Below are 13,130 nucleotides of genomic sequence, written 5' to 3'. Positions count from 1 at the left end.
GCACCCCACCACACCAACAAGACCTGTCAACCACTCCTGAACAGCCCAAACAGGATGAGACAAGCTCCAGGATGCAGCGCGATCTTGCCAGCGCTCCCGACCGGCCCGCCGCGCAACATCAGGGAAACTGCTGCCTCCGACCGCCGGGAGCCAGCAGTTTCCCCGATGTTGCGCAGCCGGGGTCGGCGGATACGACATTGCGGGCGGGCCGCCGGCGCACGACATTGCGGGCGGGCCGCCGGCGCACGACATTGCGGGCGGGCCGCCGGCGCACGACATTGCGGGCGGCCCGGTGGCGCACGACGCCGCAGGCGGGCCGGTGGCGCACGACGGCGTGGGCGGGCCGGTGGCGCACGACGGCGTGGGCGGGCCGGTGGCGCACGACGGCGTGGGCCGCGCCGGGTCGGCGAGTGCCCGCTGGACGGGCGCGCAGAAAGGGGCGGGGCCCCGGTGGCTTGCGCCGCCGGAGCCCCGCCCCTTGTCTAGTGCTGGTTATGCCACCTCGTCCGTCGCCGCTGCCGCGGTGCCGGCGGCGGTGCCACCGAGGTCGGCCGGAACGGCGTCCGGAACCTCGACCGGCTTCTCCGCACCCCGGAAGACGAGCTTGGACTTGTCGATGTCGTTCGGGTCGCCCTCGCAGTCCACCACCACGATCTGACCGGGGGTCAGCTCGTTGAACAGGATCCGCTCGGAGAGGTTGTCCTCGATGTCGCGCTGGATCGTGCGACGAAGCGGACGGGCACCGAGCACCGGGTCGAAGCCCTTCGCCGCCAGGTACTTCTTGGCGTTGTCGGTCAGCTCCAGACCCATGTCCTTGTTGCGCAGCTGGCCCTCGATCCGCTGGATCATGATGTCCACGATCGAGAGGATCTCGGTCTGGCGCAGCTGGTGGAAGACGATGGTGTCGTCGATCCGGTTGAGGAACTCAGGCCGGAAGTGCTGCTTGAGCTCGTCGTTGACCTTCTGCTTCATCCGGTCGTAGGTGGACTCGGAGTCCTCCGACTGCTGGAAGCCCAACGACACCGCCTTGGCGACGTCACGGGTGCCCAGGTTGGTGGTCAGGATGATGACCGTGTTCTTGAAATCCACGATCCGGCCCTGACCGTCGGTGAGCCGACCGTCCTCGAGGATCTGCAGGAGCGTGTTGAACACGTCCGGGTGGGCCTTCTCGATCTCGTCGAACAGGACCACCGAGAACGGACGACGACGCACCTTCTCGGTCAGCTGCCCGCCCTCGTCGTAACCGACGTAGCCGGGAGGGGCACCCACGAGGCGGGACACCGTGTACCGGTCGTGGAACTCGGACATGTCCAGCTGGATGAGGGCGTCCTCGCTGCCGAAGAGGAACTCGGCGAGCGCCTTGGACAGCTCGGTCTTACCGACACCGGACGGACCGGCGAAGATGAACGAGCCGGACGGGCGCTTCGGGTCCTTCAGGCCGGCCCGGGTACGCCGGATCGCCTTCGAAACCGCCTTGACCGCGTCCTCCTGGCCGATGACGCGCTTGTGCAGCTCGTCCTCCATGCGCAGCAGGCGCGAGGTCTCCTCCTCGGTCAGCTTGTAGACCGGGATACCAGTCCAGTTGCCGAGCACCTCGGCGATCTGCTCGTCGTCGACCTCGCTGACGACGTCCAGGTCACCGGCCTTCCACTCCTTCTCCCGCTGCGCCTTCTGACCAAGGAGCTGCTTCTCCTTGTCGCGCAGCTGGGCGGCGCGCTCGAAGTCCTGCGCGTCGATCGCGGACTCCTTGTCGCGGCGCACCTGGGCGATGCGCTCGTCGAAGTCACGCAGGTCTGGCGGCGCGGTCATCCGACGGATCCGCATCCGGGCGCCGGCCTCGTCGATCAGGTCGATCGCCTTGTCCGGCAGGAAGCGGTCCGAGATGTACCGGTCGGCCAGCGTCGCGGCGGCCACGAGAGCGGCGTCGGTGATGCTGACGCGGTGGTGCGCCTCGTAACGGTCCCGCAGGCCCTTGAGGATCTCGATGGTGTGCGCCAGCGACGGCTCACCCACCTGGATCGGCTGGAACCGGCGCTCGAGAGCGGCGTCCTTCTCCAGGTGCTTGCGGTATTCGTCGAGCGTGGTGGCGCCGATGGTCTGCAGCTCACCACGGGCCAGCATCGGTTTGAGGATGCTGGCGGCGTCGATCGCGCCCTCGGCGGCACCCGCGCCCACAAGGGTGTGGATCTCGTCGATGAACAGGATGATGTCGCCCCGCGTGCGGATCTCCTTGAGCACCTTCTTGAGGCGCTCCTCGAAGTCACCGCGGTAGCGGGAACCCGCGACCAGCGCACCCAGGTCGAGCGTGTAGAGCTGCTTGTCCTTCAGAGTCTCGGGCACCTCGCCCTTGATGATCTTCTGGGAAAGCCCCTCCACCACGGCGGTCTTACCGACGCCGGGCTCACCGATCAGGACCGGGTTGTTCTTGGTACGGCGGGAGAGCACCTGCATGACCCGCTCGATTTCCTTCTCGCGCCCGATGACCGGGTCGAGTTTGCCCTCGCGGGCGGCCTGGGTCAGGTTGCGGCCGAACTGGTCCAGCACGAGGCTGGTCGACGGCGCGGCCTCACCCGGCGCGGCACCCGCCGCGGCGGGCTCCTTGCCCTGGTAGCCGGAGAGGAGCTGGATCACCTGCTGGCGGACCCGGTTGAGGTCGGCGCCGAGCTTGACCAGCACCTGGGCGGCGACGCCCTCGCCCTCACGGATCAGCCCGAGCAGGATGTGCTCGGTGCCGATGTAGTTGTGGCCGAGCTGCAGCGCCTCGCGCAGCGACAGCTCCAGCACCTTCTTGGCCCGCGGCGTGAACGGGATGTGCCCGCTCGGCGCCTGCTGGCCCTGGCCGATGATCTCCTCGACCTGCTGGCGGACGCCCTCCAGGGAGATGCCGAGGCTCTCCAAGGCCTTTGCCGCGACGCCTTCACCTTCGTGGATCAGGCCCAGCAGGATGTGTTCCGTACCGATGTAGTTGTGGTTGAGCATCCGGGCCTCTTCTTGGGCCAGGACGACAACCCGTCGCGCTCGGTCGGTGAACCGCTCGAACATGCCCTCGTGCTCCTCACATGCCGTGCGCCTTGATGGTCAAGATCTTGGCGGGGCCGGTGCACGAACGTCCGGGACGGGCGTCCGTGCCTCCTTACTCTATCGTCGCTGACCGACTCAGCTGAGGTCGTGTCTCTCCGGTCCGGGTCGGTTCCACGTCGTTTTGCACAACCGTCCGCGCTCAGGAGGTGTTCCGGTACCCCTGTCGCTACGCGTAGAGCGAAATCCGGTCGACCACGGAGAAGCCCTCCGCCGCCCCCGGAGAGGCCCAGAGAGGCCCGGAGAGGCCCAGCGTGGGGTCTCGGCGGTCATCCACAGGTTGTGGAAAACTTCTCCACCGCCTGTGGACAACGTCGCCCGGTCCGCCCGACATTCCCGCCCGCGACCCGGCCACCGCCCGCGCCCCGGCCACCGCATGCGACCCCGCCACCGCACGCGGCCCCGCCGGGGTGGAAAGACGGCGACGCCGGCCCGGAGGATGCTCCGGCCCGGCGTCGGTGTCGCCCCGCGGTGGCCGCCGCCACCGCTGCGCTGAACGAGATCAGCGCTTGGCGTGGAACTCGTCGACGATCTCCTGCGGAATACGACCACGGTCCGAGATGTCCTTGCCGGCCTTCTTGGCCCAGTCCCGGATCGCCTTGTTCTGCTCCCGGTCGGCGGTGGCGCCACCGCGACCGCGGGCGGCCCGCCCACCGATCACCACGCCACCGCGACCAACCTTGGTGCCCGCTCCGACGTACGGCGCGAATACGTCGCGCAATTTCGCGGCGTTGGAGCCGGACAGGTCGATCTCGTACTGAACGCCGTCGAGCGCGAACTTGACGGTCTCGTCCGCGTCCCCGCCGTCCAGGTCATCGACCAGCTTGTGAATGATCTGCTTGGCCACGTCCCACATTCCTTTCGAGCAGGGCGCTCCTGCTATTGAGAGCACAATAACCCCCGTGCTGCTCGCCCCGTCAACAGGATGCCGTTACGACTCGCTGGGAGTCGGCGGACGACTACTCCGGGCGGACCAACGGGAAGAGGATCGTTTCCCGAATTCCGAGGCCGGTCAGGGCCATCAACAGGCGGTCGATTCCCATTCCCATACCCCCGGCGGGAGGCATTCCGTACTCCATGGCCCGGAGAAAGTCCTCGTCGAGACGCATCGCCTCGTCGTCGCCGCGGGCCGCGAGCTGCGCCTGGGTGACCAGGCGTTCCCGCTGTACCACGGGGTCGACGAGCTCGGAGTACCCGGTGCCCAGCTCGAAACCGAGGACGTAGAGGTCCCACTTCTCGGCCAGCCCCGGCTCGCTGCGGTGTGCCCGGGTCAGCGGGCTGGTCTCCTCCGGGTAGTCGCGCACGAAGGTGGGCGCCTGCAGGCCGGGAACGACCAGTTCCTCGAACAACTCCTCGGCCAGCTTGCCCGGGCCCCACTTCGGGTCGACGGCCAATCCCACCTTGTCCGCGTACTCGACCAGCCGAGCCCGTTCGGTACGGACCGTGACCTCCTCGCCGAGTGCCTCGGAAAGGACCCCGAACAGCGACACCGATCGCCACTCGCCGCCCAGGTCGAACTCCCGCCCGTCGGCGTGGGTCACCACCGTCGAGCCGCTCACCGCGATCGCCGCCTGTTGCACGAGATTGCGGGTCAACTCGCCGATCGTGTCGTAGTCCCCGTACGCCTGGTAGGTCTCCAGCATCGCGAACTCCGGCGAGTGCGAAGAGTCGACACCCTCATTACGGAAGTTGCGGTTGATCTCGAAGACGCGGTCCACGCCACCGACGACGGCGCGCTTCAAAAACAGTTCCGGCGCGATTCGCAGATACAGATCGGTGCTCAACGCATTGCTGTGGGTCACGAACGGTCGGGCCGTCGCACCACCATGCAGGAGTTGCAGCATCGGAGTTTCCACCTCGATGAAACCCTGACCGTGCAGTGAATCGCGCAGGCTGCGTACCGCCGCCGCGCGGGTACGGACCATCTGCCGCGCCTGCGGGCGGACGATCAGGTCCACGTAGCGCTGCCGGACCCGGGCCTCCTCGGAGAGCGGCTTGTGCGCCACCGGCAACGGCCGCAGCGCCTTGGCGGTCATCTCCCACCGCTGCGCCAACACCGACAGCTCGCCCCGGCGGCTGGTGATCACTTCGCCGGTCACGCCGACGTGGTCACCCAGGTCGACGAGGCGCTTCCAGGCCTCCAGCCGCTCCGCCCCGACCCGGTCGAGGGAGAGCATGGCCTGCAACTCCGTGCCGTCGCCGTCCCGCAGGGTCGCGAAGCAGAGCTTTCCCGTGTTGCGTACGAAGATCACCCGGCCGGTGACCGAGACCTCGTCGCCGGTGGCGGTGTCGGTGGGCAGCTCGGCGTAGCGGGTGCGGATCTCGGCCAGCGTGGTGGTCCGGGCGAAACCGACCGGGTAGGGCTCGACGCCCTCGGCGAGCATCCGGTCCCGCTTCTCCCGGCGGACCTTCATCTGCTCGGGAAGGTCGTCGGCGGGGTCCACTGGCACGGCGTTCTGCTCGCTCACGGCACGCTTCCTCGTCACGGGAGATACGGGGGGTCACGCCCGAGCGTACTCAAGCGCTCCGGGGACCGTTACCGGATACTGCCCGTCATGGTCGATCCCACTCACGCCCTCTCCTTCGGTGCCGCGGCGAGCGATTACGACCGGTTCCGACCCACCTATCCCGCCGCGGCGCTCCGGTGGACCCTCGACGGCCTGGGCGACGGCGGGCAGGTTGTCGACCTGGGCGCCGGCACCGGCATCCTGACGCGCGCCGTGCAGGCTCTGGGCTTCCACGTCGTACCCGTCGAGCCTGATCCGGGGATGCGGACGCAACTCGCGGTCTCCACGCCGGGCACGACGGCGCTGGCGGGCAGCGCGGAGGCCGTGCCGCTGCCCGACGGCGCGGCGGACGCGGTGCTGGTCGGGACGGCGTACCACTGGTTCGACCGGGAGCCCGCGCACGCCGAGATCGGCCGGGTGCTGCGCCCCGGCGGCATCTTCGCCCCCACCTGGAACATTCGGGACGACAGCGTCGAATGGGTGGCAGAGCTGGGCAGGATCGCCCACCTCGACGACAAGTCGGCCGAGCTGGTCCAGCAGAACACCGACTTCGGGCCCGGGTTCACGGCCGTCGAGGCGCGCGAGTTCGGGCACCGCACGGTCCTCACGCCGGACGAGGTGCTGGGCATGATCCGCACCCGTTCGTACTGGCTCACCGCCTCGGCCGACGATCAGCGGCGGGTCGCGCGCGAGCTGGCCGACCTGCTGGACACCCACCCCGCCCTGGCCGGCCGGGAAACCGTCGAGCTGCCGTACCGGACGTTGGTGCTGCGCGCCCGACGCCGCTGACCCATCAGAGGTTGCGCTCGTAGACCATCCGCAGGCCGATCAGCGTGATCATCGGCTCGTGGTGGGTGAGGCTGCGGCATTCGTTCATCACCAGGGAGGCGAGGCCTCCGGTGGCGATCACCGCCCGCACCTCGCCCAACTCCTCGGTCATCCGCTCGACGATCCGGTCCACCTGCCCGGCGAAGCCGAAGTACAGGCCGGACTGGAGGCACTCCACGGTGTTCTTGCCGATCACCGATCGGGGTTTGGTGGCCTCGACCTTGCGGAGCTGGGCGGCGCGGGCCGCGAGCGCGTCGAAGGAGATCTCGATGCCCGGGGCGAACGCCCCACCGAGGAATTCGCCACGACCGCTGATCACGTCGAAGTTGGTGGTGGTGCCGAAGTCCACGACGATCGACGGCCCGCCGTAGAGCGTGTACGCGGCCAGGGTGTTCACCACCCGGTCGGCGCCCACCTCCTTCGGGTTGTCGATCGCCAACTGCACCCCGGTGCGCACGCCCGGCTCGACGATGACGCTCGGCAGGTCGGCGTAGTAGCGGCCGAGCATGGTCCGCAGCGAGCGCAGCGCGGCGGGCACCGTGGAGCAGGCGGCCACCCCGGTGATCTCGACGTTGTCCCCGGCGAGCAGGCCCCGGAACATCAGGCCCAGCTCGTCCGCCGTCGAACGGGCATCGGTCTTGATCCGCCAGGAGTGCACCAGCTTGTCGCCCTCGAAGGTCGCCAGCACGGTGTTGGTGTTTCCGATGTCGATGCAGAGCAGCACGCTCGAAGCCTAGACAACTAGTTCGTGCGCAGGTCCAGCGCGATGTCCAGGATCGGCGACGAGTGCGTCAACGCGCCCACCGAGAGGAAGTCGACGCCGGTGGCCGCGTACCGGCCGGCCACCTCCAGGGTCAGCCCGCCGGTGGCCTCCAGCTCCGCCCGGTCGCCCACCGCGGTCACCGCCTCGGCCAGCACCTCCGGCGTCATGTTGTCGCAGAGCAGGAAGTTCGCCCCGGCCTCCACCGCCTCCACCGCCTCGTCGACGGTGGTCACCTCGACCTGCACCGGCACCTCCGGGAACGCCTCCCGGACCCGCCGGTACGCCGCCGTGATGCCCCCGGCCGCCAGCTTGTGGTTGTCCTTGATCATGGCCACGTCGTAGAGGCCCATCCGCTTGTTGGTGCCGCCGCCGGCCCGCACCGCGTACTTCTCCAGCGCCCGCAGGCCCGGCGTCGTCTTGCGGGTGTCCAGCACCATCGCCTTCGTGCCGGCCAGCGCGTCCGCCCACGCCCGGGTGTGGGTGGCCACCCCGGACATCCGGCAGAGGAGGTTCAGCGCCGTCCGCTCGGCCGTCAGCAGCAACCGGGTCGGGCCGGCCACCGTCGCCAGCACGTCGCCGCGGGCCACCCGCTCGCCGTCGCGGGCCGACATCGACACCTCGACGGTACGACCGGAGCCCGTCACCTCGCCCACCAGCTCGAACACGGCGGCGGCCACCGCCAGCCCGGCCACCACGCCGTCGGCGCGGGCCACCAGGTCGGCGGTGTCGGTCTGCTCGGCCGGGATGGTCGCCACGCTTGTGACGTCCAGGAAATCGGGCCCCAGATCCTCGACCAGTGCGGTCTCGACCACCCGACGTACCTGTTCCGGGTCCAGTCCGGCCGCCCGCAGCGCCACCCGAGTCGACTCGATCATGAATTCTCCTCCCACTGCTGCGTCACCGCGCCCTGCGCCCCGACCGACCCGACGAGGTGGCCCCGCCACCGCTCGTCGGCCGTCGGGAAGTCCTCCCGCCAGTGGCACCCCCGCGTCTCGGCGCGCGCGTACGCCGCCGTGACGAGCGTCGACGCCACCGTGAGCAGGTTCGTCGCCTCCCAGTCGGCGGTCCGGGGTCGACCCCGCGCCGCGCCCAGCTCCGTGAGCGTCGCAGCCGTCCCGGCCAGCGTCGCGGCCGAGCGCAGCACCCCGGCGCCACGGGTCATCGCCCGCTGCAACGTCGGCGTCGCCTCGGCCGGCACCACCCAGCCCGTACCCCCGCGCCACGCGCCGACGTCCGCCGGTTGAGCCTGCTCGGGCAGGCCGGCCGCGATGTCGTCGGCGATGCGCCGGGAGAACACCAGCCCCTCCAGCAGCGAGTTGCTGGCCAACCGGTTCGCGCCGTGCACGCCCGTACAGGCGACCTCGCCGCAGGCGTACAGACCGGGGATCGACGTGCGGCCCCGCAGGTCGGTGCGGACCCCGCCGGAGGCGTAGTGGGCGGCCGGAGCGACCGGGATGAGGTCGGTGGCCGGGTCCACGCCGATCGCCAGGCAGGACGCCACGATGGTCGGGAAGCGCGCGGCCAGGAAGTCGCCGCCCAGGTGCCGGGCGTCGAGGAAGACATGGTCGGCGCCGGTGGCCAGCAGCACACGGTGGATGCCCTTGGCCACCACGTCCCGGGGGGCCAGCTCGGCCAGCTCGTGCTGGCCCACCATGAACCGCTTGCCGTCGCCGTCCACCAGGTACGCGCCCTCGCCGCGCAGCGCCTCGCTGACGAGCGGCTGCTGCGCGTGCCCGGCACCGGGCACCCCGACGCCGGAGGGGGTGATCAGCGCGGTCGGATGGAACTGCACGAACTCGACGTCGGTCACCGCCGCGCCGGCCCGCAGCGCCAGCGCCACCCCGTCGCCCGTGGAGACCGCCGGGTTGGTGGTGGCCGCGAAGACCTGCCCCATCCCGCCGGTGGCCAGCACCACCGCCCGGGCGAGCAACGCGCCCACGCCGTCCTCGCTGCCCTCACCGAGCACGTGCAGGGTGATCCCGCAGGCCGGGCCGAGGCCGTCCGGGCCGTCGCCGGGCGCGCGCAGCAGGTCCAGCACGAGAGCGTGCTCGACCAGCCGGATCCACGGGTCGCGTTGCACCGCGGCGTGCAGGGCCCGCTGCACCTCCGCGCCCGTCGCGTCGCCGCCCGCGTGCACGATCCGGTCCGCCCGGTGCCCACCCTCGCGGGTCAACATCAACGAGCCGTCCGGATGACGGTCGAACTCGGCGCCGATCCGCATCAGCTCCCGCAGCCGGGTCGGCCCCTCCTCGACGAGGACCCGTACGGCCGTTGGGTCGCAGAGCCCCACACCGGCGATCTCGGTGTCCCGCGCGTGCGCCTCCGACGTGTCCGCCGGGTCGAGCACCGCCGCGATGCCGCCCTGCGCCCACCGGGTCGAGCCGTCATCGATATTGACCTTGGTAACGACGGTGACGTGCAGGCCCGCCTCCCGCAGGTGCAGCGCGGCGGTCAGCCCCGCCACCCCGGACCCGACCACGATCACGTCGGTGGTCTCCACCCAGCCGGGCTCGGGCGCGGCCAGCAGTCTGGGCAGGGCCGGCAGGTCGACGGTCGGAAGGTCCATCCCACCAGTCAACCCGAACGATCCTCGCCCGGGGCGGCGGGGGCTCAACGAGTGGTTTGGGCAACCCCGTCCGGTCGGGACCGCGCCGCGCCGCTCACTTCGTCCGCACCGGCAGGCCGGCCGGACCCGCGCCCTTCAACGACGCGGTGACCGTACGGTCGCTCAACCACAGGTAACAGCGGACCCCCCGGTCACCGACGCGCCAGCGCCCCGCGCCGGGCGGACGCACCACCACCCCGCTGCGGAACCGCAGGTCGGAGTCGTCCGGCACGCCCACGTAACGCCCGAGGACGCTGCGGCAGCCGGTGTAGAGGGGCGCCCAGTCGGCGTTCTTGGCCGGGTACGGCTTGTCCGGCGCGCGCCACACCCCGACGAACTCGGCGTCGTGGCGGCCAGCGCACTCCACCGGGACCAGCGTCAGCACGTCCCGGCCCGCCCCGCCACGGGTCTGCTGACAGCCCAACCGCAGCCCGCTGGTCCCCTTCAACGCGTTCCGCAGGCTGCCCGAGCGAACCACCACCGTGGCCGCCGTCTCGACCGTGTTCAACTCGGTGAGGTCGCACCGGTACCAGCGGGCGCCGGCCGTCCAACCCGGCCCGGAGGGCAGCGCCACCGACAGCCGCAGACGCCCGGCCCGCCAGTCGTCGCCCACGTACGCGGAGGCCCGGGTGTCGCACTCGGCGAACGCGCCGCGCAACTCCACCGAGCCGGTGGCCGGCGCGGCGGGCCGTTCGGTGGGGAACGCCCCCACGTGCACGGTCTCCACCCGGTGCGGGCCGGCGCAGTCGATCGGCTGGTAGGCGGCCAGCGTGACCACCTCGACGAAGTCGGCGGCCTGGCACACCCCGACCGCCGGCGTGAACGCCGTGGCCGGCGGCAACGCCGCCCAGTCGTCGGTCAGGTCGCCGTCGAGACCACCGGAGGTGGCACAGCCCACCAGCAACACTGCCGTGACGGCAGTGGCGAACAGGGTCGTCGTGGCACGGCACATCGCGGCCTCCCCCAGCCACCTACCGGCTTCCGCCAGCGTGCCCAGGGTAACCGGAAATGACCTTCCGGTGACAGACCGGAATCTCCGCGCGCGAGATCAGACTCCGGACAGCGCGAGCGGGTTGGGTACCGGGGCACCGGCCGTGCCCGGCGCTGCCGTCGCCGGATCGGTGCCCAGCTCGACCACCCGGTTGTCGGCGTCCACGTGCACCACCCGCGGCCGGTACGACCGGGCCTCGGCGTCGTCCATCTGCGCGTACGAGATCAGGATGACCAGGTCACCGGGGTGTACGAGGTGCGCGGCGGCACCGTTGATGCCGATCACGCCGCTGCCCCGCACACCCGGGATGACGTACGTCTCCAGTCGTGCGCCGTTCGTGATGTCCACGATCGCGACCTGCTCGCCGGGGAGCAGGTCGGCGGCGTCGAGCAGGTCCTCGTCCACCGTCACCGAACCGACGTAGTGCAGGTCGGCCTGGGTCACCGTGGCGCGGTGGATCTTCGACTTGAGCATGGTCCGCAGCATCGGACTGGCCTTTCGGAAAGGGTGGTGGGGGTACGGCCGAGGTCAGGGACGAGGAGCGAGATGGATCGCCGCGTTGTCGATCAACCGGGTGGTGCCCACCCAGGCGGCGATCACCAGGCGGGCCGGCCCGGACACCGGCCCGGGCTCCAGCTCGGGATCGGTGAGCACCAGATAGTCGAGCTGGGCCCCGGGCGTACCGGCGCCGAACGCGGCGTGCGCGGCGGTCAGCACCTCGCCCGCGTCCAGGCCCTCGTCGGCGGCCCGGGCACCCGCCCGCAGCGCGGCGGAGAGGCTGAGCGCCGCCGCACGCTCGGGCTCGCTCAGGTAGCGGTTGCGGCTGGACAGCGCCAGCCCGTCCGGCTCCCGGACCGTCGGTACGCCGATCACCTCGACCGGGACGTCCAGGTCCCGGGTCATCCGCCGGACCAGGGTGAGCTGCTGGTAGTCCTTCTCGCCGAAGAACGCCAGGTGGGGGCGCGTGAGCTGGAGCAGCTTCAGGACCACCGTGAGGACGCCGTGGAAGAAGCCGGGACGGCTCGCGCCCTCCAACTCGGCGCCGAGCGGGCCCGGGTCCAGACGCACCCGGGGCTGGCCGTCCGGATACATGTCCGCCACCGAGGGGGCGAAGACCAGGTCGGCGCCGGCCCGCCGGCACACCTCCAGGTCGGCGTCGAGCGTGCGCGGGTAGCGGTCGAAGTCCTCGTTCGGCCCGAACTGCAACGGGTTCACGAAGATCGTCACCAGGACGTGGTCGGCCTGTTCCCGGGCCGCGCGCAGCAGCGTCTCGTGCCCCTCGTGCAGGGCACCCATGGTCATCACCACGCCGACGGCGCCCTTCAGCGCGCCCCGGGCCTCGTCCAGCTCGGCACGGGTGTGCACCACCTGCGTCATGCCGCCACCTCCCGATCCGTCCCGGCGAGCACCCCGAGCAGCGACTGCGCGTCCACCGGTCGTAGCCGGCCGGCGGCGATCGCCCGGTCGGCCGTACGCCGGGCCAGCGCCAGGTAGGCGGGGACCGACTCCGGCGCGGTGGCGGTCAGCCGGGCCAGGTGCCGCTCGACCGTGCCCGCGTCGCCCCGGGACACCGGACCGGTCAGCGCGTCGTCGCCGAGGCGTAGCGCGTTCTCCAGAGCGGCCCGCAGCAGCGGGGCGAGCACCTTCTCCGGACGGGCCACTCCGGCGTCACGCAGCCGGTCGGTCGCCTCGTTCACCAGGGTCACCAGGTGGTTCGCACCGTGCGCGAGCGCGGCGTGGTACAGCGGGCGGTCCGCCTCGGCCACCCACTCGGGGACGCCGCCCAGGTCGGTGACGAGCCGGGCGGCCAGCGGGCGCAGGTCAGCCGGGGCCGTGACCCCGTACGAGATCCCGTCGAGGCGGGCCAGGTCGTCCGGCGTACCGGTGAAGGTCATGGCGGGATGCAGGGCCAGCGGCCGGACGCCGAGCGCGGCGGCCGGCGCCAGCACGCCCAGACCGTGCGCTCCGGAGGTGTGCGCGACCACCTGACCCGGGTGCAGGGCGCCACGCCGGGCGAGATCGGCGACCACGTCGGCCAGCGCGTCGTCCGGCACGGCGATCACCAGCAGGTCGGTGGCGGCGCGGGCGACGGAGGTGGCCGGGCGGCGGGGCACGTCGGGCAGCAGGAGCGCAAGGCGGGCGCGACTGGCCCCGGATTCACCGGCGACGGCGGTCACGTGGTGCCCGGCGGCGGCGAGCGCCGCGCCCAGCACGGCCCCGACGCGGCCCGCGCCGACGACACCGACGGTGAGTGGGCGGGAGGTGGCGCGGGCGCCGGTGTCGGCGCGATCCCACGACCCGGCAGGCCCGTGGGGGGCGGCCGGACGCGGGCGCAACGGTGCGCTCATGACGACGATC

General features: G+C 71.4%; 11 protein-coding genes. 1 reads left to right on the top strand and 10 read right to left on the bottom strand.

The features are described from left to right. Positions 1–492 precede the first annotated feature (492 nt). The 3 genes from ACLQ25_RS27490 to lysS all read right to left on the bottom strand — a co-directional run bounded on the left by ACLQ25_RS27490 (position 493) and on the right by lysS (position 5,546). Positions 493–3,042, bottom strand: a complete 2,550-nt coding sequence (locus tag ACLQ25_RS27490) for an ATP-dependent Clp protease ATP-binding subunit (protein WP_393215342.1) — start codon at positions 3,040–3,042, stop codon at positions 493–495. Positions 3,043–3,580: 538 nt separating this feature from the next. Further along, positions 3,581–3,925, bottom strand: coding sequence for a histone-like nucleoid-structuring protein Lsr2 (locus ACLQ25_RS27485; protein WP_425733667.1), 345 nt, complete (start codon positions 3,923–3,925; stop codon positions 3,581–3,583). A gap of 112 nt (positions 3,926–4,037) precedes the next feature. Next, on the bottom strand, positions 4,038–5,546 hold the full coding sequence (gene lysS / locus ACLQ25_RS27480) for a lysine--tRNA ligase (protein WP_425733666.1): 1,509 nt from the start codon (positions 5,544–5,546) through the stop codon (positions 4,038–4,040). 87 nt (positions 5,547–5,633) lie between these two features. On the opposite strand from lysS, the gene ACLQ25_RS27475 reads away from it, so the two are divergent. After that, positions 5,634–6,374 carry a class I SAM-dependent methyltransferase gene (locus ACLQ25_RS27475; protein ID WP_425733665.1) on the top strand — a complete coding sequence of 247 codons (741 nt, stop codon included), beginning with the start codon at positions 5,634–5,636 and terminating at the stop codon, positions 6,372–6,374. A gap of 4 nt (positions 6,375–6,378) precedes the next feature. Here ACLQ25_RS27475 and ACLQ25_RS27470 read toward each other — a convergent pair whose 3' ends face one another. The 7 genes from ACLQ25_RS27470 to ACLQ25_RS27440 form a co-directional block, all read right to left on the bottom strand. Then, positions 6,379–7,137: a type III pantothenate kinase gene (locus ACLQ25_RS27470; protein ID WP_425733664.1), complete on the bottom strand. Its 759-nt coding sequence runs from the start codon at positions 7,135–7,137 to the stop codon at positions 6,379–6,381. 17 nt (positions 7,138–7,154) lie between these two features. Further along, positions 7,155–8,051 carry a carboxylating nicotinate-nucleotide diphosphorylase gene (nadC, locus tag ACLQ25_RS27465; protein WP_425733663.1) on the bottom strand — a complete coding sequence of 299 codons (897 nt, stop codon included), beginning with the start codon at positions 8,049–8,051 and terminating at the stop codon, positions 7,155–7,157. Next, positions 8,048–9,742, bottom strand: a complete 1,695-nt coding sequence (locus ACLQ25_RS27460; protein WP_425733662.1) for an L-aspartate oxidase — start codon at positions 9,740–9,742, stop codon at positions 8,048–8,050. Before ACLQ25_RS27460 ends, nadC begins: the two co-directional genes overlap by 4 nt. Positions 9,743–9,836: 94 nt before the next feature. After that, positions 9,837–10,733 (bottom strand): septum formation family protein, encoded by an 897-nt coding sequence (locus tag ACLQ25_RS27455; protein WP_425733661.1) that lies wholly within the window; start codon positions 10,731–10,733, stop codon positions 9,837–9,839. Positions 10,734–10,829: 96 nt separating this feature from the next. Next, entirely contained in the window at positions 10,830–11,258 is a 429-nt protein-coding gene (gene panD, locus ACLQ25_RS27450) for an aspartate 1-decarboxylase (protein WP_425733660.1), read from the bottom strand. A gap of 42 nt (positions 11,259–11,300) precedes the next feature. After that, positions 11,301–12,149: a pantoate--beta-alanine ligase gene (gene panC, locus ACLQ25_RS27445; RefSeq protein ID WP_425733659.1), complete on the bottom strand. Its 849-nt coding sequence runs from the start codon at positions 12,147–12,149 to the stop codon at positions 11,301–11,303. Next, positions 12,146–13,120, bottom strand: a complete 975-nt coding sequence (locus ACLQ25_RS27440) for a Rossmann-like and DUF2520 domain-containing protein (RefSeq protein WP_425733658.1) — start codon at positions 13,118–13,120, stop codon at positions 12,146–12,148. The genes panC and ACLQ25_RS27440 overlap by 4 nt, the downstream gene beginning before the upstream one ends. Positions 13,121–13,130: the final 10 nt, after the last annotated feature.

The organism is Micromonospora sp. DT44, assembly GCF_049841635.1.
GTDB lineage: Bacteria > Actinomycetota > Actinomycetes > Mycobacteriales > Micromonosporaceae > Micromonospora.
Note: the sequence above shows the minus strand (reverse complement) of the source record. Positions and strands in the feature narration are given on the sequence as shown.